We start from the raw sequence: 20,163 nt of genomic DNA on the forward strand, positions 1-20,163 counted from the left end.
TCCTCATAGTCCAGCCTGGGCGGTGCTTTGCGACATGTTGGGCAAGCCGTTGCGCTTGCAGATCTTCACGTCGACCTGTTGGGGCACCAGCGCCGGCGGCGGGACCGGCGGCGGCGGGTTGCTGACGTGCACCACGCGCTCCACCGGGTCGACGCTGGCGGTGACGGCGGGCACGTTGTCGTCCTTCTCTTCGATCTGCGGGCCGGGCATTTCCAGCGCCAGCACGGTCTGCCCGGCCCAGTCGCCGTCGTCGCGCAGCTCGAAGCTGAAGCGGCCGTTGGTCTCGATCGAGGTCGGCTTGTCGAAGCGCACTTCCTCGTGGCGACCGTTGAGGTACCACAAGGTGGCATGCAGGGTTTTCACCGTGGGGTCGGCGAAGCGGATGTCGATCAGGTGGGTGGCGTTGCCCCAGTCGTGCATGCCGGTCTTGCCGTTGACCAGCAGGTCGGTACGGGTGTTGGGCGCCAGCGTCGCGCTCTGGGCCATCTCGGTGCCGTCGCCGTCGCAGCCCTTGTCGAGCAGGGCGAGGATCTGCCGGTACACCGACTCCTGGTCCAGCCGGTACATGGAGGAAAACTCCCAGACGATGATCTTCGGCGGGTGCTCGCGAAACTCCTGGCTGCCCAGGTATTCCACCATCGAGCCCTCGAAGCCGCAGCCGGCGCAGGCGACGTTGAGCAGGTCGGCACCGGTGTACTGCTTGAGGAAGCCGTCGAAGTTGTAGAAGCGCGCACTGTGGCTGGTACCCACCAGGGTGATCTGCGGCAGCGGCGCGTCGCCGAACAGCTCGTCACCGGAGGCTTCTGCCTTGGGCTGGGTGGCGAAGGTGTTGACGTATTCGGTGGCGTAGCTGGTGCCGCAGAACTGCGCCGCCAGGTCGTGCAGGGTGCCGTTCTTGGACAGGCGCCCGGACAGGTGCGTCTCGAACTCGCGCTTGGGAATGCCCTTGTACTCAGGCATGGCCTTGATCGTTTCGGCGACGATGCGCGCGGTGCGCTCGGCGCCGTAGGCGGTCCAGTGGTGGTCGCCGCGAAAGTAGAAATCCTGTTCCGGGTGGTCGGTGCTTTCGTTCGCCAGCGGCGACAGGTCGGGGGTGTAGAAGCCCATCTTCGCCAGGTGACCGAGCATGTCCTGGTAGCTCTTCAATGCCTTGGGGTAGTCGAACGCGGCGCGGTCGGCGGGCAGCAGGTAGTTGCGCTCGACCAGGCCGCGGGTTGGCTGGTACACGGCGACCACGTCAATGCCGTGGGCCTTGAAGGCGTCGTGCAGCTCCTTCATGCGCCGGTAGCCTTCGGGGGTGGTGGAGAAGTCGGTGCGCAGGTCCTCGATGCTGCGAAACAGCCAGTCGCCCTGGCCGCGCATCAAGGTCTTGAAGTTGTCCTGCAGGCGCGTGGTGTAGTTGTTGGGGTCCTGCGCTTCGGGGCACAGCTGGCAGCACGGCGCGGCGCTGAAGCTGGGGGCGTCGTTCGGGTCGGCTTGCAGTTCGCCGGCCAGCAGGGCACTGCCAAGGCACAGGCCCAGCACGGCGGCGACTTTCAGGGCAAAGGGCTTGAGCATGGGGTCGTCCTTAATCGCGCGCGGCGGTCTGGCGTTCAACGGGGTCGATGAGCACCGCGCGTTGCCGGTTGAGCAGGTCGAAGATGCGGTACTGGTTGTCCCCCAGCACGCCGTTGAAGGTGATGCCGGTGGTCTTGGTCGGCGCCAGCATCTTCACCTGATACAGCTCCACGCTCAGTGGCGAGTCGATGGCCAGGGGCGCGCTGCCGTTGCCCAGCAACTGGCCACCGACCACGATCATCGACACCTCGGTGTCGAACGGGTCGAGCTTGATGTCGCGGTCGGTGGCGCTGAGGTCCTTGATGTGGCCGTAGACGCCGGTCAGGCCGTTGCCGATCGAGGCGTTCTCGTACAGGCGGATGTTGACGCTGTTGCGGATGCGGATGCCGTGGCGCTTGTTGGCCACCACGTGGTTGCCCCAGATCAGGTTGTCGGCGCTCTCGTACAGGGTGATGCCGTCGGTGTGGTTGCGGAAGATGTCGTTGTCGGCCACCAGGTTGTTGACGCTGTTGCGGTCGATGACCACGCCGGAGAGATTGTTGTCGTGCACCCGGTTGTTGAAGATGAAGCTGTCATTGACCTCCCGCGAGATGATGATGCCGTGCTTCTTGTGGGTGCCGTAGACGTCGTTGTCGGTGATGATCAGGCGCTTGGAACGGTCGTGGGGGTCGATGCCGTAGATGACGTTGTCGCTGTAGACGTTGCCCTTGAGCACGAAGTCGTTGGTTTCGTAGCAGTAGAAGCCGTACCACATGTCCGAGAAGCGCGAGCCGATGATCCAGCCGGTGGGCTCGCTGCGTTTCATCAGCAGCTTCATGTTCGGCGTGTACTGGGAAATGCTGATGCCGTAGGACTTGCTCTGGTTGTAGCCAAGGCTGGCCATGGTGGCGTTGACGAAGTAGGTCTCGGTGCCGCCCCAGGAAATGATGAACGGGCGGAAGGTCTTGGGCTCCTCGAAGGTCGAGGGGGCATTCTTCTCTTCGTTCCAGCCGGTGACCCTGGTGTCGGTGATGAACAGCTTGCCGTCGTTGATGATGAACGCGCCGCGGTCCTGTGACAGGCGCAGTTCGCGGGTCTTGCCGTTGATTTCGAGAATGCCGTGGCGCGCCACCACGATCGGCAGGCGGGCGACGTACACCCCGGGTTCCGGCTCGCTGAAATAGGCGGGCTCGGCCTTGGCCATTTCCTGCAGGCTCATGTAGCCGTGGTCGAGAAACAGCGCCGAAGGGATGCCGCGCTGGCGCTTGACCCACTCGGCCATCTTGTTGTTGCCGCCGACGAATTCCTTGAGCACGTCCTGCTGCATCATGCGCCGCACGCTGAGCATGCCGCGCTTGTGCCGGTCGATCTTGGCCTCGACGGCCGCCGCCGTGTAGCCGCCGAGGTCCGGCAGCCCCGGCTTGCTCAGCGCCAGCGAGTCGGGCAGGGGGCTGGTGACCGTGTAGGTCTTGGCCTGTTGCAGCCCCTTGGCGATGGTCGGCGCCTTGTTCGGCAGCGGCCCGACCAGCCCGTCGGCCAACGCCAGGCTGGCCCCCAGGCCCAGGGCGCAGGCCAGCAGTGCCTGCGCTGCGCGCTGCGCGCAGTGACGGTGTGTGCGATGCATGTCATGCCCTCCTTTGACCGTCAAAAGCGCCATACCAGATCGACAATGGCGCGGTGCATGTAGGTGTCGACCCCGCTGCCATAGGCATCGCCGGCCTTGAAGATGCCGGCGCGCAGGCGCACCAGGGCCGACGGGTCGTCGAACGACGGGTAGGCCGAGGAGGCCAGCAGCGGCCCTTCCTTGAAATAGTGGGTCAGCACCACGTCCATCTCCTGGCCCAGGTCGTGGCTGCCATCGCGCAGCGGCAAGGTGCTCAGCGAATTGGCCGAGACGTCGCCGCTGCTGTCGGCCGCCGGGTCGATGCCCGAGGAGCCGATGGCGCTGTCGCCGTCGACGCGGCGGAACTTGTAGTAGATCAGCGAGGCGTCGTCGTCCTCGCGCAGGCGCCAGGTGGTGAACAGCGCGGCGCTCTCGACGTTGGCCATGTCCGGCTGATACGCCTCGCCGTAGCGGGCCACCCGCGAACGGGTGCCGGTCCAGTTCGAGCGGTTGCTCTGCAGGCCGTTCTGCTGGTAGTTCCTGCTCGCTTGCGAGTAGGCGGCGCCAACCTGCCATTCGCTGGCCACGTGGACCCGCAGGCCCAGGTCGGTGGCCCAGCCGTCGACGTCGCTGCCGTCCTTGGCGCCGGCGCGCAGGTAGCCGTCGGCGCCCACGGTGGGGTGGTTCTGGTCCTGATGGCCGGTGACCCAGGTCAGGCTGCCCCAATAGTTGAGGGTGTGGCTGTTGTGAAAGTCGTAGGCGTCGCTGTTGAGGTCCAGGCCCAACCAGGTGAGGTTGCCGTTGCGGGTCTTGTCGAGGTCGTCCATCAAGTGGCCTTGCCTGGCCAGGTCGCCGTCGTCATGCACGTGGTGCATCCGCAGGCCGGCCCATTGGCCGGGCAGCCACTGGTAGTAGACATCGCCGTAGACGTGCAGGCGGTCCTTGTCGGTGGGCGACAATTGCGAGTAGTCGGTGCGGTAGTCACTGAAGCGCTCGGCCGCGCCCAGGTGAGTCTGCAGCAGGGTGGTGTCGAAGTCCCAGTTCAGCGCCTCGATATAGTTGTCGCGCCATTCGCCGTCATCGTTGCGCAGGCGCTGCCGGCCGAATTTGAGTATCTCGCCGGGGTAGGGCGTCAGGCCGCTGTAGCCGACCCAGAGTTCACGCAGGGCCAGGTAGGTGTCGGAGGCGTCCCGGTTGTGGCTGATGTTCTGCCCTTTGGCGTCCGGGTTGTTCGCCGGGCTGTCCAGCGGGTCGGTCTGGATGGTGTCGGTGGCGGTCACCAGTTGGCCCATGGCGTAGCCGCTCCAGTTGCCCCATTGGCCGTAGGCCCAGGGGCGCAGGTCGATGCCGATACCGTTGACCTCGCCACCCCCACGGGTGCCCAGGTCGCGGTCGCCTTCGGCCTCGCCGGTGGCCTTGGCTTCCAGGCCGAAGGTCTTGCTGTCGCCCCCTTGATCGCTGTAGTTCGCGGCCAGGCTGGGGCAGGCCCACATGGCTGCCACGTTGAGGCCGATGCCGGCCATCATCCATCGATTCCATTTCATAGGGCTGGGTCCTTACCGACTGCTTGGGCTGGCAGCGCTTGCAGCGCCAGGACGTTGCTGGGCATTTGCACGCCGCGCAGGCGTTGCTCGCGTTCGAGCAGTTGTTGCGCCTGGGCGCGTTTGTCCAGCGGCAGTTGCTGTTCGATGGCCGCGGCCAGGGCCGCTGGCAGTGGCGCCACGGGGTCGCCGCTCTGCTGGGCCAGCAGCTGCGCCTCGGTCACCGCCAGCTGCGCGAAGACGTAGGCGTTGATGAGGTTGGGCCGGGTGCCGCGGCCGCTGGAATACAGCTGCGCCAGGGCCAGGTCGGCGTTGGTCTGGCCGCCTCGGGCGGCGATCAGCAGGTTGTCCACGGCCTGCTGCGGGTCGGGGTAGCCGAGGTAGCCGCGCCGGTAGATCAGGCCGATGTAGTAATAGGCGCTGATCTCGCTGACGCTGGCCTTGCGAAAGTGCTGCAGGGCCATTTCCGGCTGCGGCACCATCAGCTTGCCTTCGTAGTAGAGGCGCCCGGTGAGCAGTTCGGCGCGGGTCAGGGCGGCGGCGCGGCCCTTGTCCAGGTAGGCCATGATCTGCTCCAGGCCCCCCAGCTCGGGATTGTCGTAGGCCAGTTGGGCGAGATTGACCCAGGACGCCGGAAACACCGGGGCCACTTGCTCGAACATGGCCTGGGCGGTCTTCACGTCGGGCGTGCCCACGCTGGGGTCGGCCAGCACCTGGGCGACGCTGTCGATGCGGTCGGCCTGCACCTGATGGCGGGCATAGGCGTCCTGCAGTTGCTTGAGCAGGGCGGCCAGTTGATCGGCCTGCTTGCGCTTCTGGTACACCGTGGCCAGTTCGTTGTAGCAGACCTCCATGCGCCCGAGCAGGTGTCGGCAGGTGGCTTCGATCTCGTCCAGGTGCTGGTCGTAGGTGTTGCGCACGCGGTACAGCATGATCTGCGCCAGCCCGGCCTCGGGGTAGCCGGCGGCGCGCCAGGTGTTGATCTGCTGCTGCGCGTCGACCTCGGGAAAGCTCCTGGGGTACTGCAGGTAGAGCATCGCCAGCGAGGTCAGGGCGCCACTTTCGCTGCTGGCCATGGCGCGCTTGAGCAGGCCTTGCGCCTCCTGCCGCTCGGCATCGCTGGCATGCGGCTTGAGCACCAGTAGGCGGCCCAGGCGCGCCTGGGCCCGCGGCGAGTCGTCGAGGGCGCTGCGGTAGGTGATTTCCGCCTGGCGGATCTGGTCGGGGTCGCGGCTTTGCACCTGGATGTCGGCAAGGCCGACCTTGGCGTCGACATAGCCCAGGTCCGCCAGCTGTTGATAGTTGCGCTGGGCCTGGGCGGTATCGCCGCGCTTGAGCGCCTGGTTGGCCAGTTGCTGATCGGGCAGGTTGACGCAGCCGGCCAGGCTCAGGGCGACCAGCAGGCCGAGCGGGCGTGACGGCAGGAGGCGGTGGTTGGGCACGGTGTGCGTCCCCCGACTCAACGGCCAGCGGCCATGGCTTTGTCCATCAGCCAGTTCAGCGAGGGGCCGCGGTCGCTGCTGACGTCCACCGGTTGCCCGGCCAGCGCGGTGGGCAGCGCCTCGTCGGGTTTGATCTGCACGCGGATGTCGGAGGACATGTCGAGGCTGTTGAGGCTGGTGCTGCTGACGATCAGGCCCTGGCGCAGCTTGTCTTCGCCGGCCACCTGGAAGCTGACGCGAGTGCCGGGGCGCACGTCGGGGAACTGGCGGTAGGTGAACCGCGCGTCGACGTTGGCGGTAGCGGTCTTGGGAATCATCTGGAAGATCACCTGGCCCTTGCTGGCGAACTGGCCGTCGGCGACCAGTTGCTGGCCCACGACGCAATCGCAGGGCGAGGTGAGGGTGCCGGTCATCTGCTTGCCGAACATCTCGGTGATCTTTTCCGGGGTCAGTTGGGCGTCGGTCAGATGGTCCTTGAGCACGTCGAGCATGCTGGTGTTGAACACCGCCATGGGCGCGCCTTTGGGCGCGTCGCCGTTGACCGCCACCAGCGCCTGCACGGTGCCGTCGCGCGGCATGGTCACGCCGATGCCCGGCAGGCTGACCAGCCCGGAGGTGGCGTGGCTGACGAAATAGACGTTGTACACCGACTTGAAGACGAAACCGAAGGCCGCCAGGCCCACGATGAACACGCCCAGGCTGAAGGTCACCGCGCGCAACCGGCCGAACGCGCTCATGCCGCCGATGGCGCCCTTGCGCCCGCGCGACTTGGTGAAGTTTTCCCGCTGCAGGGTGCCCAGCACGTCGCCGACGGTGACCAGTTCGCCCGCCATGTGCGAGGTGATCAGCGTGCGCAGGGTGGCGATCTCCTGCTGGTCGAGGTTCTGGAACTGGCAGCCGGAGCGGCCGTTGGCATCGATCGAGCGCACCTGGAACTCGACCTCCATGCCCAGCCCGAGGCTGTCGATCATGAACATCAGCCGGCCCTTGTGCACCTCGCCCTGGGCCAGTGGCTGGCGTGCCTGGAAGCTGAAGCCGCCGGCGGAGAGGTCGTCCAGCGGCACCTCCTGCAGCTCGCGGTCGGGCCCCAGGTAGCGCAGTTTGGTCGGAATGCGCACCCGCGCGTGCTGGCGCTGGGCTTCGGATTCGTGCACCACATTCATGTTCAAGGCTGTGTTCATGGCGAATATCCCTAAAGTGAGCAATACAGGTTGCGGGTCAGACCAGCTGGGTCAGCACGGCGACGAAAATGCTGGCGGCCGAGAAGGTCATGGTCCGCGACGACCAGGTGTTGAACCATTGTTGAAAGCTCGCCAGGTCGCGCTTGAGGGCCGTGGGTTGACGCGTCCAGGACTGGCGGTCGAGGCGAAAGAACACGTAGATCTTCACCAGGGCGCCGACGATCTGGTTGTAATAGAGAATCAACGGGTAGATCGGGCCCACCGAGTGCCCGGACAACGACAGCAGCAGCGTCAGGATCAGCCGGGTGATGCCGATCCACAGCAGGTACACCATGAGGTAAGTGATATCGAACTTGAGGCTGGCCAGCAGCGCCACGGTCAGGCCGAACAGGCTGGTCCACATGGAGATGCGCTGGTCGAGCAGGACCACGCTGGTGAACAGGCCCAGGCGGTTGACCCCCAGGCCCAGGGCCCGCGAGTTCTGCCGCAGGTTGTTGCCGTACCAGCGAAACATCAGCTTGCGGCTGGCCTTGAGAAAGCTCTTTTCCGGCGGGTGCTCGACAGTGTTGATGGCCGCGTCGGGCACGTAGAAGGTGTCGTAGCCCAGGCGCATCAGGCTGAACCAGCTGGACTTGTCGTCGCCGGTCAGGAAGCGGAACTTGCCCAGGCGCCAGTGCTGCAGCGAATCGCTCTCGACGTCGCGGATGAACTCGGGGTTGGTGACCACCTCGGCGCGGAACATCGACATGCGTCCGGTCATGGTCAGCACCCGTCTGGACAGGGCCATGGAACACATGTTGATGTGCCGCTGGGCGAAGCGCAGCTTGTGCCACTCGCTCATCAGGTAGCCGCCGCGCACCTCGCAGAATTCGTTGGTGGTGAGGCCGCCGACATTGTCGAACAGCTTGAACCAGGGCACGGTCTTGCGCACGGTGCCGGGCTCGAGCACGGTGTCGCCGTCGATCACCGCCACCACTGCGTCGCTGTCGGGCAGGTGGCGGGAAATCGCCCGAAAGCCGAAGGCCAGGCCGTCGCGTTTGCCGGTGCCGGCGATGCGCACGAAGTCCAGCTGCACCCGTGCCGGCGGATTGGCCTTGTGCCAGAGCGCCTTGACCAGCAACTCGTCGGACATTTCCACCAGCGAGCAGACGATGGTGGTAGGGAAGCCACACTCGATCGCCTCGCGAATCACCGAGCCGTAGACCTGGGCGGTGGTCAGCGCGTCGATGCGAAAGCTGGTGACCATGAGGAACACCTGCGAGGGGTCGGCGGCGCGGCCCATGCGCCGCACCTTGCGCCGCAGGTGCGGGTAGACGACGTACAGAAACAGCATGCCGCGCAGGAAATGGGTCAGGCCCATGGAGTAGCGCCAGATGCCGACGGCGCCGATCAGGAAGATGAAATCCTTGGACTGCGAATCGAACAATGTCGAAGGCAAGGCCAGCGCCAAGGCCATCAACAGGCTCAGATAGAACAACCAGCCGGCGGCCTGGAGGAGGCCATGTCTTAGCCTGTGCATGTCATCAATCCGTTGGCAATGGGCGGGTGGCTAGGCAGATCGCAAAAAAAGCCCGACGCAGGCGCCGGGCTTTCGGGAGGCATCACCAGCAGATGCCCTCGACTCGCTCCTCGACGTTGCTGCGCCTGGGCATGAAGCCGACCAGGTCGAAGACGAACTTGCCCGCCGGGACCTCGTTGACCAGGGCGCGGAACTTCTCGTCGCGGTTGCCGAGGATGATCACGTCGGCGTGGCGGATCACCGCCTCGAAGTCCTCGTCCAGCAGCGACGAGACGTGGGGGATCTTCGACTCGATGTATTCCTTGTTGGCGCCATGCACCCGCGCGTATTGCACGTTGCTGTCGTAGATCTTCAGGTCGAAGCCCTTGCCGATGAGCATTTCGGCCAGCTCCACCAGCGGGCTTTCACGCAGGTCGTCGGTGCCGGCCTTGAAGCTCAAGCCGAGCAACGCGACCTTGCGCTTGTCGTGCCCGGAAATGATGTCGAAGGCGTGCTGTACCTGCGATTCGTTGCTGCGCATCAGCGAGTTGAGCAGCGGTGAGTCGACGTCGAGCAGGCCGGCCCGATAGGTCAGGGCGCGCACATCCTTGGGCAGGCAGGAGCCGCCAAAGGCGAAGCCGGGGCGCATGTAGTACTGCGACAGGTTCAGCGCCTTGTCCTGGCAGACCACGTCCATCACCTCGCGGCCGTCGACGCCGCAGGCCTTGGCGATGTTGCCGATCTCGTTGGCGAAGGTGACCTTGGTGGCGTGCCAGACGTTGCAGGTGTACTTGATCATCTCGGCCACGGCGATGTCCTTGCGGATGATCGGCGCGTCGAGCTCTGCGTAGAGGGCCTGGAGGACATCACCGGAGGCGGCGTCGTATTCGCCGATGACGGTCATGGGCGGGTGGTCGTAGTCCTTGATGGCCGTGCTTTCGCGGAGAAACTCCGGGTTCACCGCCACGCCGAAGTCGACCCCGGCGCGTTTGCCCGAGCAGTCTTCGAGGATCGGAATGACCACATTCCTAACCGTGCCCGGCAGCACCGTGCTGCGCACCACCACGGTATGGCGGGTGGCCTTGTCGCGCAGCACGAAGCCGATTTCGCGGCACACCGATTCGATGTAGTCCAGCGCCAGGTCGCCGTTCTTCTTGCTCGGCGTGCCTACGCAGATCATCGACAGGTCGGTGGCACGGATCGCCTCGGCGAAATCCGTGGTGCCGCGCAGGTTGCCCTGGCGGATGCCCTGGGCCAGCAATTCGCCGAGCCCCGGCTCGACGATGGGCGATTTGCCGTTGTTGATCAGGTCGATCTTGCCTTTTGAAACGTCCACGCCCACCACGTCGTGGCCCCGTGCCGAGAGGCACCCTGCGCACACCGCTCCGACGTAACCCAAACCGAAGATGCTGATTCGCATCGCAATCACCTCATGTGTCAGCGCCCCGGCGCAGTTCTTTGCAAGCCGGGCCAGGTTTCAAGTAACCAGCCGTTTTGACAGGCACTCGCACGCGGTGACAGAGCAACGGCCACGGGCACGGGTGCAGGCAGTAGTCAGCAGTACGAAACGAGTGCTCGAATAAAACGCACTCAATAGGGGCGCTAATAAGCCACAAACTACGGGCGTGCCCTGAGGTGAAGCTGACGCGGCTTAAACTGCAACTACCGAGCCCGTGACTGTTGCACTTCTTCTGATGAGTTGTGCACTAAAACAAGTAACGGTGCGCCGGTGTCGATAATCCGGGTCAAGCGGTGTACGGCGTTTTTTCGAAGGGGCTCGCTCTCTCCTTGGCGGTCGCTGCAGGTCGGGTGGAGCACCTGCGAGTGATCGCCCGCGGCGGGATGCCGTGGGTCGTCCTGAATGCAATGGGGCGCGCGCTGTCTGTGAACCTTGCGTGTCCGGAACCTGCCGCAAGGGCCGGTCAGCGGCGCTGTGAACGGAATATAGGCGAGTGTCTCGAAGACTGGAAGCGGGTACCTGAACAATTTTTTACATGCTGTAACAAGCTTTTTGGTGCAAAAGGCCATCATTTAATAGCGAAAGGCCTTGATCTATACGGGATTTTTGCCGCGATGCTAGCTAATGGCTAGCATTGAAAATATTTTGAATCTTTTTTGATACAGCGTCTGACAACTAGGGCGTGGATCGATGTTTGCCGTTTAGTTGGCGCCAAGAAAGCACTTTGGCGCCGGTTTAAGTCCCTCTAGTCGCCGGTCTAGTCCAGCGGCTGGTCGCGAAGAAACACTAGTTTGGTGGTGCTGGACTGCTCTTTGCTGAAGTAATAGCCGTGCGCGTCGAAACCTTGCAGGCCCTTGATCGACTTGATGCGCTCGGTAATGACGAAGCGGCTCATCATGCCGCGGGCTTTCTTGGCGTAGAAACTGATGATCTTGTACTGGCCGTTCTTCAAGTCGCGAAAATCGACGTCGATCACCCGGGCGTTCAGCGCCGGGCGCTTGACCGCCGAGAAGTACTCGTTGGATGCCAGGTTGAGCAACAGGTCGTCGCCCTGCTCGGCCAGGGCCTGGTTCAACCACTGGCTGATGCGTTCGCCCCAGAAGGCATACAGGTCCTTGCCGCGTGGGTTGGCCATTTTGGTGCCCATCTCCAGGCGATAGGGTTGCATCAAGTCCAGCGGGCGCAGCAGGCCGTACAGGCCGGAGAGCATGCGCAGGTGCTTTTGCGCATAGTCCAGCTGCTTCTCGGTGAAGGTTTCGGCCTGCAGGCCGGTGTACACGTCGCCCTTGAAGGCCAGCAAGGCCGGCTTGGCATTGCTTGGGGTAAAGGGCTGCTGCCAGCTGCCGAAGCGTGCGGCATTGAGGCCGGCCAGCTTGTCGGAGAGGTGCATCAGCTCGCCTATCTGCTGAGGGCTGAGCTCGCGCAGTTGCTCGATCAGCACCTGGGAGTCGTCCAGGTATTGCGGCTGGGTGTGGCGGGCGGTGGTCGGCGGGGTCTCGAAATCGAGGGTCTTGGCGGGCGAAATCACCATCAGCATGCGCATGTCTCCTTTGATCGTCGGGCGATTTTAGGGGCGCGCGGGAGTCATAACCAGCTATAAGGTCGATTAGACTGCGGCCAATGCCCATTTGGAGAACTGCTCTTGCGCTCTGTCACCCCGTTGTTGAGCGGCCTGGCTTTTGCGCTGGCCAGCCTTGGCGCCCTCGCGGCGCCCCAGCCGGTGGCGGTCATCGATCGCACCACCTGGCCGGAAAAGATCGACTCGCCCGTGGCTTTCGACGTCGCTTCACGCGCCGAGGTCCTGAGCTTCGCCCATGCCCTGAGTGCCAGCGAAGGGCTGAGCGAGGCACAGCTGGCCGAGCGCCTGGACCTGCGCAATATCAACATGGCAGCCATCAACGACCTGCGCGGGCAGCTGTGGGCGCGCCTGTGGAAAAGTTTCGATCAGGCCCAGCAGAGCTGCGAGCAGGACGCCTCGTTCTGCTTCGCCATCGACAGCCAGGCTGACCTGCAGCAGCAGGCTGCCGGCTATCAGGTCGACAAGGATTCGTTCTATATCGGCTGGGCCCCGGCCGGCATGGCGTTCGATGAGGCCTACCTCAACGAGCTGCTGCACGCCGCCGCGCTGTTCCCGCAGATCAGCAGCGAAGTGCTGCGTTTCACAGAGGCCGAGCGCAATGGCGACGAGCTCAACGACCGAGTCTTTCTGCTGACCTTCGACGGCGGCCCGACCCCGACCCAGGGCCGTACCGACTGGCTGACCGACTACCTGCGCCGGCAGAAGATGAGTGCGACCTTCTTCGTGCTCGGCAGCAGCTTTGCCAACCGTCGCGACAAGCCCGGCGGCGATGACCTTCCGGCGCTGTACCAGGACCAGTGCGTGGGCGTGCAGGGATGGGAGTACCGTTCGCACAGCCAGTGGCGTGACTGGCAGGATTCGATCCGTCGCAGCGTCAGCCTGGTCCAGGGCGAGCTGCCGGATGACTACGTGCCGCTGTTCCGCCCGCCCTATGGCCAGCGGCGCAGCGACGCGCAGGCGTTCTTCAGCGCGCAGAACCTGCAGGTGGCGCTGTGGGATATCGATTCGCAGGATGCGACAGGGCGCCTGACCGCCGAGCAGTCGGCGCAGCGGGTGTTGACCCTGATGCTGTTGTGGCGGCGTGGCGTGGTGGTGTTTCACGACACCCAGGACAAGGCCCAGACCGCAGTGCCCTGGCTCTTGACGCAGACCGCGCAGAGCGGGATTGGCTGGCAGCCTTGCAGGCAGTTTCAATAATCAGATCAAACCGGCCTGCGGCCTCTCGGGGGCACAGTTCAGACCGTGGGAGGGGGCGAAGCCCCCGATCTTTTGATTGCTCGAGGGCTGAAAATCAAACCGGCCTGCGGCCTCTCGGGGGCTTTGCCCCCTCCCACGGTCTGAATAGCAAATCTAAACAACAAAAAACCGACAGGCCAACAGCCCAGGTGGACTTCCGACTGTAACGGCGTGCGTCCCCTTCGCCAAGCGCTATTCGTCATACAGAAAAATAAACAATAAAGTGCTTTTTTCTTGCAGCCATTTTGCGGTATCAAGAAGTCAGACCGCCGAACCCTGCAACACAGGTGGCGTCATGCTCCTGTAGTCGATGGGTTTCAAGCCTGCGCACCTTGGCGGGTAACGGCGGCACTTCGCGGCGCATCACCGTTCAGGTATTGCGTTGACTGGCTCCCACAAAGGTGACCGTGTATGGATGATCAAGGACGCAACATTTCCTCCAACCAGCCAATCCTTTATGTACTCGACACCAACGTTCTGATTCACGACCCCAACGCGCTGCTGAACTTCGAAGAACACCACGTCGCCATCCCCATGACCGTCCTCGAGGAACTGGACAAGCTCAAAGCCGGTAAACATTCAGTCGCCGCCGAGTGCCGCCAGGCCATCCGGCTGATCGACAACACCCTGGGCGACGCCACGCCGGCCAATGTCGAACTGGGCGTGCCCATTCAACGTGGCAAGGGCGAACCCAAGGGTTTCCTCTCCATCCTGATGGACAAGCGCGCAGAGCCAGCCAGCCTTCTGCCCAACCATCTGAACGACAACATCATCATCAACCAGTTGATCGACCTGCACACCCGCAGCCCGCACATCAACGTCGTACTCGTCACCAAAGACATCAACATGCGCCTCAAGGCGCGCGCCTGCGGCATCGAAGCCGAGGACTACAGCACCGACCAGCTGGTGGACGACGTCTCCCTGTTGTCGCGGGGCTACCACAATGTCACCGGCTCCTTCTGGGACCGCGTGGCCAAGGTGGAAACGCGTCAGGACCACGGCCGTACCTGGCATCGGGTGCAGCTGGCCGAGAAGTTGCCGGCCGCGCACATCAACGAATTCATCATCGACGAACAGGGTTTCGTCGGCTGGATCAAGGCGGTCAAAGACGACGAGCTGATGCTGCTCGACCTGCATCAGGAGCCGTTGCTGCATCAGGAAGCCTGGGGCCTCAAGCCGCGGGACATTTACCAGGGTCTCGCGCTGTTCGCGCTGATGGACCCGGACATCCACCTGGTCAACCTGTCCGGCGCCGCCGGCTCGGGCAAAACCATTCTGGCCCTGGCGGCGGCCATCGAACAGACCATGGTCACCAAGCGTTACCGGCGCATCATCGCCACCCGCAGCGTGCAGGGCCTGGACCAGGAAATCGGCTTTCTGCCCGGCACCGAAGCGGAAAAGATGGAGCCTTGGCTGGGCGCCATCACCGACAACCTCGAAGCCCTGCACATGGACGACGAGAACACCCACGGCAGCGTCGACTACATCCTCAGCAAGGTGCCGCTGCAATTCAAATCGCTCAACTATATCCGCGGCCGCAGCTTCCAGCAGAGCCTGATATTGATCGACGAATGCCAGAACCTGACCCCGCACCAGATGAAAACCATCATCACCCGTGCCGGCTCCGGCTCAAAGGTCATCTGCCTGGGTAACCTGGCGCAGATCGACACCCCTTACCTGTCGGCCACCAGCTCGGGGCTGACCTACCTGACGGAGCGCTTCAAGGATTTCCCCAACGGCGTGCACATCACCCTGCAGGGCGTGCCACGCTCGATCCTCGCTGAATATGCGGAGTCGCATCTCTAGCAACCCAAAAGCCCCTCTTTCAAAGAAAGAGGGGCTACCCGCACGTCAGTCATCAGCCGCAGATCACGGCTACCACCGTCTCGGCGGCGTCGGTCACCACATAGGTGGTATTGGCCTTGATGCTGCGCACGCTTCCGACCGTCAGGACATCGATTTGCTGCCCAGCCACGATGCGTTCCAGCTCGCGACTGCGGGCGGCGGTGTAGGGCTTGCCAACGATGCTTTTCGATTTTTCGGCGATTTCTACGGACATGGATGCCTCCTGGCTTCACATAGCAGCGAAAGTGCTGCCCAGGCACCTTAGGGTGTCAGCTCCTGCTGTTTGCCATACTTAAATGTCGCGGCGCATCGCGCCCTAGAACACCGACCACTCGATCCGCTGGGTCAACTTCTCCAGCGCCGCCATGCCCACCAGCGAATTGCCTGCGGCATTGAGCTCGGGCGACCACACGCACACCGAGAACCGGCCCGGCACCACGGCGATGATGCCGCCGCCTACGCCACTCTTGCCCGGCAAGCCGACCCGGTAGGCGAAGTTACCCGCCTCGTCGTACAGCCCGCTGGTGGCCATGATCGAATTGACCTGCTTGGTCTGGCGCGCCGTGAGCACCTGTTCGCCGCTGTGGGTGCAGTAGCCCTGGTTGGCCAGAAAGCCGAAGGCGCGGGCCAGGTCGATGCAGTTCATGCTCAGGGCGCAATGGTGGAAGTAGCTGCGCAGGACAGTCTCGACATCGCCTTCGAAGTTGCCGAACGACTTCATCAGGTAGGCCGCAGCAGCGTTGCGTGAACGGTGCTGGTATTCGGACTCGGCGACCTTGGCGTCGGAGATGATCTGCCGGTTGCCGCACAGGCGCCGCACGAAGTCGCGCATCGACAGCGCCGGGGCTGCGAAGCGGCTCTGGTTGATGTCGCAGATCACCAGCGCCCCGGCATTGATGAATGGGTTGCGCGGCCGACCTCGCTCGAACTCCAACTGCACCAGCGAGTTGAACGGCTGCCCGGACGGCTCGTGGCCCAACCGCTGCCATATTTCCTCGCCGGAGTGGCCGATGGCCTGGACCAGGCTGAAGACCTTGGAAATGCTTTGAATGGAGAACGCGGTATGGGCGTCGCCGGCGCTGAAGATCTCGCCGTTGTTGCCGTACACGGCGATGCCCAGCTGGTTGGGCGCCACGCTGCCCAGCGCCGGGATGTAGTCGGCCACCTTGCCCTGGCCGATCAGCGGGCGGACCTCGTCAAGTATTTCATTCAGCAGTTCTTGCATGGGCTGCTCGCTTTTGTGCAATCGTCCAATAGACGTGTGGCGCGGCTGGAGCATCACACCGTGCAAGAGTACAGGCTCGGGTTTACACTTCGGGCTCGATAACAGGAGCAACGCTGTGCTGACTCATCTCGATTCCCAAGGCCGCGCGAACATGGTCGATGTCACCGACAAAGCCGTGACCTTCCGCGAGGCCGTGGCCCAGGCCCGTGTGCGCATGCTGCCACAAACCCTGCAAATGATCGTCGACGGCGCGCATCCCAAGGGCGATGTGTTTGCCGTGGCACGCATCGCCGGCATCCAGGCGGCGAAGAAAACCTCCGACCTGATCCCTCTGTGCCATCCGCTGATGCTCACCGGGGTCAAGGTCGAGCTCAGTGCCGAGGGCGACAATGCGGTGCTGATCGTCGCGCGCTGCAAGTTGTCCGGGCAGACCGGCGTGGAGATGGAGGCGCTGACTGCGGCGAGCGTCGCCGCGCTGACGATCTACGACATGTGCAAGGCGGTGGACCGTGGCATGGTCATCGAGCAGGTCATGCTGCTGGAGAAGCAGGGCGGCAAGAGCGGGCACTTCCAGGCGCAGCCGACATGAAGCTCGAGGTCCTGTATTTCGCCCGCTACCGCGAGGTGCTGGGGCGCGAGCGCGAGGTGGTGGAGGGCGACTTCGCCAGCGTCGATGCGCTGCGCCAGTTCCTCATACTCGACCGCGGCCACGACGTGCTGGCCGAACAGAACATCATGTGCGCACGCAACGAAGAGCTCTGTGCGCTGGAGGAAACCCTGGTCGACGGCGACGAGATCGCCTTCTTCCCCACGGTCACCGGAGGCTGAAATGACGGTTCGTGTCCAGGCGGCGGCGTTCGACCCCGGCGCCGAGCTCAACACCTTGCATTCGGCCAACGCCGGGGTTGGCGCGGTGGTCGGCTTCGTCGGCTATGTGCGCGATTTCAACGACGGCCATGAGGTGTCGGGGATGTTTCTTGAGCACTACCCGGGCATGACCGAGAAGGCCCTGGAAAAGATCATTCTGGAGGCGGCCCAGCGCTGGCCCTTGCTCAAGGTGGAGATACTGCACCGGGTCGGCGCGCTGCAGCCGGGCGAGCCGATCGTCTTCGTCGGCGTGGCGAGTGCGCACCGGCGTGCCGCATTCGAGGCCTGTGACTTCGTGATGGACTACCTCAAGACCCGCGCGCCGTTCTGGAAGAAGGAGAACACCGAGGACGGGCCGCGCTGGGTCGAGGGCCGCGACAGCGACCATGCGGCAGCCGAGCGCTGGAAGTAAACCGCCCAGGAATCCATGGCGTGGGCAGGTGGGAGGGGGCAAAGCCCCCGAGAGGCCGCAAGGCCGGCTTGATTCCTAGTGCGATCGCTTGCGCTCCACCGGCTTGAGCATCTCCTCCGAAGGCATCTCGAAATTGATCTTGCGCCCCAGCAGCGCCTCGATCGCCGGTAGCTGGTAGGAGTCGTCCTCGCCGGCAAAGCTGATGGAGACGCCGCTCATCCCGGCCCGGCCAGTACGGCCGATGCGGTGCACGTAATCGTCGGGCACTTCGGGCAGGGTGAAGTTGATCACGTGGCTGATGCCGTCGATGTGAATGCCGCGACCTGCCACGTCGGTGGCCACCAGCACACGAATCTTGCCTTCGCGAAAGCCTTCCAGTGTCTTGATGCGCTTGTGCTGGGGCACATCGCCCGACAGCTGTGCAGCGTTGACACCGTCGCGCACCAGTTTCTCCTCGATGCGGCGTACCTCGTCCTTGCGGTTGGCAAACACGATGACCCGCTCCCAGCTGTTGCTGGTGACCAGGTTGTACAGCAGCTTGTACTTGTCGCTGCCGGCCACTGCGTAGACATGCTGCTCGACGGTTTCGCTGGCGACGTTTTCCGGCTCGATCTCGACGATGGCCGGGTCGGTGGTCCACTGGCGCGCCAGGTTCATCACGTCCTCGGTGAAGGTGGCCGAGAACAGCAGAGTCTGACGTTCGCTCTTGGGCGGGGTCTGGCGAATGATCGCCCGTACCTGCGGGATAAAGCCCATGTCGAGCATGCGGTCGGCTTCGTCCAGCACCATCACTTCGACCATGTCCAGGTGCACGTCACCGCGCTGCTGGAAGTCCATCAGCCGGCCTGGGGTGGCGACCAGGATGTCGCAATAGCGCGCTTCGAGCTGCTTGAGCTGCTTGTCGAAATCCATGCCGCCGACGAAGGTCATGACGTTGAGGTCGGTGTACTTGGTCAGGTTGGCCGCGTCCTTGGCGATCTGCACCACCAGCTCGCGGGTCGGCGCGATGATCAGCGCCCGCGGTTCGCCCATGTAGCGTTCCTTGGGCGGCGGCGTCTGCTGCAGCTGGGTGATGATCGACACCAGGAAGGCCGCGGTCTTGCCGGTGCCGGTCTGGGCGCGGCCGATGGCGTCCTTGCCGCGCAGGGTATAACCGAGCACCTGGGCCTGGATCGGCGTGCAATACGGAAACCCCAGGTCGCTGATGGCGTGCATCAGTTCATCGGACAGCTTGAAGTCGTGAAAGCGCGTCTTGCCTTCCTGCGGCTCGACCTTGAAGTCTTCCAGCTTCCACACCGCCGCCGGGGCTGGCCGGGGTTTGGCCGGTCGCTCGCGGCGCCCTGCCGGCGCCGGGGCGGGTGCTGCCGGTTGTGCGTCCGGCGCCTCGATGGCGGCCATGGACTGGAACGCTGGCGCGGCGATATCGGCAGGGATGGCAACCGGGGGTTCATGGCTGGGCGGCGCGACGGGCGACGGGCCGGCTGCGGCGGTCATCGGCTCGGCCGCGCCTTTGCCGAACATTTTCTGAAGTGCTTTGAGCACGGTCTTCTCATCGGTTGGTTAAGGAGTAATCGCCGGCCAGTGTAATGCAAGAATCGGGCACGGCGTAATCATCTGCTGACAGCCTGGCCAATGGCTCTCCCGGCTGCCCTTGCAACCCGCGGATCAGACGATTCGCTGGCTCAGCCAATGACCAATGTCGATGATTTCCTGAGGTAACACTTCGTGCCCCATTGGGTATTCCTTCCAGTCAGCGGTGACACCCTGACTCTTGAGCCAGGTATGCGCACGCCAGCCCATCTCGTGCAGCACCACGGCGTCGGAGCTGCCGTGCAGGTTGATGACCGGCGTGCGCTGCTGCTCGGCGTTCGGCTGCAGCCCTTCATCGAAGGTCGGGGCATAGGTCGACAGGGCCAGAACCCCGCCCAGCGTGCCTTGCCAGGTGATGAAAGCGGTGTGCAGGACCACGGCGCCACCCTGTGAGAACCCGGCAAGAAAGATCCGCGAAGGGTCGATGCCGTCGGCAACCTGCTCCTCGATCAGGCCCACCACCGTGGCTGCGGAGTGTTCCAACTCGTCGCGGCTGATGGCGCGTGCCGGGCTCATGGCCAGAATGTCGTACCAGCTTGGCATCTGGTAGCCGCCGTTGATGCTGACCGCGCGAGTCGGCGCCTGGGGCAGAACGAAGCGCGTGCTGTGCAGCGTCTGCTGGAGCATTTTGGCCACGGGCGCGAAGTCGGTCTGGTCGGCGCCCAGGCCGTGGAGCCAGATGACGCAGGCATCCGCTGCATTTGTGGGCTTAAATACAAGTGGTGAAGTCATGGTTGCTCCAAAACTGGGCGGGCGCTCTTTATGAGTGCGTCTAAAAGGGGCGTCCCCGGCGAATCCGTTAACAAGATGTCGCAAGGCTACACGTTTTGCTATTGACCGGCTGGCAAACGCCCGCGTTCAAGACTCTGGTACGCGCTTTGCTAAGAAACCCCTGCAAGGGCTCTGCGGCCACTTCCCGGTAACACTGATGCGCGTGGCCGGGCGGGGGAGGGACGCAGGCGCCAGCTGACAGGATGTCCGCCAGATGCCGTGTGGATGAAGAAGAATGTCACAACTTCCCACTACTTTCGAGCCGCAGGCGGGCCACGCGTTTTTCCGGACGTGCGGGAGAGGTCTCCCGTCGCAAACATCACTTGGTTCTAACGCCGCTCGACCCAAAAAAAAGCCAGCACGGGTCGAACATGCCTC

At 63.9% G+C, this 20,163-nt stretch carries 17 protein-coding genes; 5 read left to right on the top strand and 12 right to left on the bottom strand.

Annotated elements, in window-relative coordinates:
- Positions 1 to 3 precede the first annotated feature (3 nt).
- The 8 genes from SFA35_RS05035 to yaaA form a co-directional block, all read right to left on the bottom strand.
- On the bottom strand, positions 4 to 1,557 hold the full coding sequence (locus SFA35_RS05035; protein ID WP_414058495.1) for an alginate O-acetyltransferase: 1,554 nt from the start codon (positions 1,555 to 1,557) through the stop codon (positions 4 to 6).
- 10 nt (positions 1,558 to 1,567) lie between these two features.
- Positions 1,568 to 3,160 carry a mannuronan 5-epimerase AlgG gene (algG, locus tag SFA35_RS05040; RefSeq protein ID WP_320575859.1) on the bottom strand — a complete coding sequence of 531 codons (1,593 nt, stop codon included), beginning with the start codon at positions 3,158 to 3,160 and terminating at the stop codon, positions 1,568 to 1,570.
- Between the two features lie 20 nt (positions 3,161 to 3,180).
- Complete coding sequence (locus SFA35_RS05045; protein WP_320575860.1) at positions 3,181 to 4,683, bottom strand: alginate export family protein; 1,503 nt, start codon at positions 4,681 to 4,683, stop codon at positions 3,181 to 3,183.
- Positions 4,680 to 6,122, bottom strand: a complete 1,443-nt coding sequence (locus SFA35_RS05050; RefSeq protein ID WP_320575862.1) for an alginate biosynthesis protein AlgK — start codon at positions 6,120 to 6,122, stop codon at positions 4,680 to 4,682. Before SFA35_RS05050 ends, SFA35_RS05045 begins: the two co-directional genes overlap by 4 nt.
- A 17-nt stretch (positions 6,123 to 6,139) precedes the next feature.
- Complete coding sequence (locus tag SFA35_RS05055; RefSeq protein ID WP_320575864.1) at positions 6,140 to 7,303, bottom strand: alginate biosynthesis protein Alg44; 1,164 nt, start codon at positions 7,301 to 7,303, stop codon at positions 6,140 to 6,142.
- A gap of 37 nt (positions 7,304 to 7,340) precedes the next feature.
- Entirely contained in the window at positions 7,341 to 8,822 is a 1,482-nt protein-coding gene (gene alg8 / locus SFA35_RS05060) for a mannuronan synthase (RefSeq protein ID WP_320575866.1), read from the bottom strand.
- A gap of 82 nt (positions 8,823 to 8,904) precedes the next feature.
- Positions 8,905 to 10,221, bottom strand: a complete 1,317-nt coding sequence (locus tag SFA35_RS05065; RefSeq protein ID WP_320575868.1) for a nucleotide sugar dehydrogenase — start codon at positions 10,219 to 10,221, stop codon at positions 8,905 to 8,907.
- A gap of 796 nt (positions 10,222 to 11,017) precedes the next feature.
- A complete protein-coding gene (yaaA, locus tag SFA35_RS05070) occupies positions 11,018 to 11,797 on the bottom strand; it encodes a peroxide stress protein YaaA (protein ID WP_320575871.1) in 780 nt (259 codons plus the stop codon).
- A 135-nt stretch (positions 11,798 to 11,932) separates the two neighbouring features.
- On the opposite strand from yaaA, the gene SFA35_RS05075 reads away from it, so the two are divergent.
- Positions 11,933 to 13,036 (top strand): polysaccharide deacetylase family protein, encoded by a 1,104-nt coding sequence (locus SFA35_RS05075; protein WP_414058527.1) that lies wholly within the window; start codon positions 11,933 to 11,935, stop codon positions 13,034 to 13,036.
- Positions 13,037 to 13,486: 450 nt separating this feature from the next.
- The gene (locus SFA35_RS05080; protein ID WP_320575875.1) at positions 13,487 to 14,881 is read left to right on the top strand and encodes a PhoH family protein; all 1,395 of its coding nucleotides are present in this window, start codon (positions 13,487 to 13,489) and stop codon (positions 14,879 to 14,881) included.
- 52 nt (positions 14,882 to 14,933) lie between these two features.
- On the opposite strand, the gene SFA35_RS05085 is transcribed toward SFA35_RS05080, so the two are convergent.
- Positions 14,934 to 15,134, bottom strand: coding sequence for a hypothetical protein (locus SFA35_RS05085; RefSeq protein ID WP_320575877.1), 201 nt, complete (start codon positions 15,132 to 15,134; stop codon positions 14,934 to 14,936).
- A gap of 102 nt (positions 15,135 to 15,236) precedes the next feature.
- On the bottom strand, positions 15,237 to 16,145 hold the full coding sequence (gene glsB / locus SFA35_RS05090; protein WP_320575879.1) for a glutaminase B: 909 nt from the start codon (positions 16,143 to 16,145) through the stop codon (positions 15,237 to 15,239).
- A 115-nt stretch (positions 16,146 to 16,260) separates the two neighbouring features.
- Here glsB and moaC point away from each other — a divergent pair, with 115 nt between their 5' ends.
- Genes moaC through moaE form a run of 3 tightly spaced genes read left to right on the top strand, consistent with a single transcriptional unit; the run spans position 16,261 to position 17,424 of the window.
- A complete protein-coding gene (gene moaC / locus SFA35_RS05095) occupies positions 16,261 to 16,734 on the top strand; it encodes a cyclic pyranopterin monophosphate synthase MoaC (RefSeq protein ID WP_320575880.1) in 474 nt (157 codons plus the stop codon).
- Positions 16,731 to 16,973: a MoaD/ThiS family protein gene (locus tag SFA35_RS05100; RefSeq protein ID WP_320575882.1), complete on the top strand. Its 243-nt coding sequence runs from the start codon at positions 16,731 to 16,733 to the stop codon at positions 16,971 to 16,973. The genes moaC and SFA35_RS05100 overlap by 4 nt, the downstream gene beginning before the upstream one ends.
- Before the next feature lies 1 nt (position 16,974).
- The gene (gene moaE, locus SFA35_RS05105) at positions 16,975 to 17,424 is read left to right on the top strand and encodes a molybdopterin synthase catalytic subunit MoaE (RefSeq protein ID WP_320575884.1); all 450 of its coding nucleotides are present in this window, start codon (positions 16,975 to 16,977) and stop codon (positions 17,422 to 17,424) included.
- 75 nt (positions 17,425 to 17,499) lie between these two features.
- Here the strand turns inward: moaE and rhlB are convergent, their stop codons facing one another.
- Together rhlB and SFA35_RS05115 are read right to left on the bottom strand one after the other, a co-directional pair.
- Positions 17,500 to 18,966: an ATP-dependent RNA helicase RhlB gene (gene rhlB / locus SFA35_RS05110; RefSeq protein ID WP_320575886.1), complete on the bottom strand. Its 1,467-nt coding sequence runs from the start codon at positions 18,964 to 18,966 to the stop codon at positions 17,500 to 17,502.
- Positions 18,967 to 19,089: 123 nt separating this feature from the next.
- Positions 19,090 to 19,746: an alpha/beta hydrolase gene (locus tag SFA35_RS05115; protein WP_320575889.1), complete on the bottom strand. Its 657-nt coding sequence runs from the start codon at positions 19,744 to 19,746 to the stop codon at positions 19,090 to 19,092.
- Positions 19,747 to 20,163 lie beyond the last annotated feature (417 nt).

Origin of the sequence: Pseudomonas sp. HR96 (assembly GCF_034059295.1) — a bacterium.
In the GTDB taxonomy this organism is placed as follows: Bacteria; Pseudomonadota; Gammaproteobacteria; order Pseudomonadales; family Pseudomonadaceae; genus Aquipseudomonas.

Excerpts from the sequence above, each read along its gene's own strand:
- SFA35_RS05045 (WP_320575860.1), bottom strand. The coding sequence starts at position 4,683 with ATGAAATGGAATCGATGGATGATGGCCGGCATCGGCCTCAACGTGGCA.
- SFA35_RS05085 (WP_320575877.1), bottom strand. The coding sequence starts at position 15,134 with ATGTCCGTAGAAATCGCCGAAAAATCGAAAAGCATCGTTGGCAAGCCC.
- SFA35_RS05035 (WP_414058495.1), bottom strand. The coding sequence starts at position 1,557 with ATGCTCAAGCCCTTTGCCCTGAAAGTCGCCGCCGTGCTGGGCCTGTGC.
- yaaA (WP_320575871.1), bottom strand. The coding sequence starts at position 11,797 with ATGCTGATGGTGATTTCGCCCGCCAAGACCCTCGATTTCGAGACCCCG.
- SFA35_RS05055 (WP_320575864.1), bottom strand. The coding sequence starts at position 7,303 with ATGAACACAGCCTTGAACATGAATGTGGTGCACGAATCCGAAGCCCAG.
- moaE (WP_320575884.1), top strand. The coding sequence starts at position 16,975 with ATGACGGTTCGTGTCCAGGCGGCGGCGTTCGACCCCGGCGCCGAGCTC.
- SFA35_RS05080 (WP_320575875.1), top strand. The coding sequence starts at position 13,487 with ATGGATGATCAAGGACGCAACATTTCCTCCAACCAGCCAATCCTTTAT.
- SFA35_RS05100 (WP_320575882.1), top strand. The coding sequence starts at position 16,731 with ATGAAGCTCGAGGTCCTGTATTTCGCCCGCTACCGCGAGGTGCTGGGG.
- glsB (WP_320575879.1), bottom strand. The coding sequence starts at position 16,145 with ATGCAAGAACTGCTGAATGAAATACTTGACGAGGTCCGCCCGCTGATC.
- SFA35_RS05065 (WP_320575868.1), bottom strand. The coding sequence starts at position 10,221 with ATGCGAATCAGCATCTTCGGTTTGGGTTACGTCGGAGCGGTGTGCGCA.
- alg8 (WP_320575866.1), bottom strand. The coding sequence starts at position 8,822 with ATGCACAGGCTAAGACATGGCCTCCTCCAGGCCGCCGGCTGGTTGTTC.
- algG (WP_320575859.1), bottom strand. The coding sequence starts at position 3,160 with ATGCATCGCACACACCGTCACTGCGCGCAGCGCGCAGCGCAGGCACTG.
- SFA35_RS05115 (WP_320575889.1), bottom strand. The coding sequence starts at position 19,746 with ATGACTTCACCACTTGTATTTAAGCCCACAAATGCAGCGGATGCCTGC.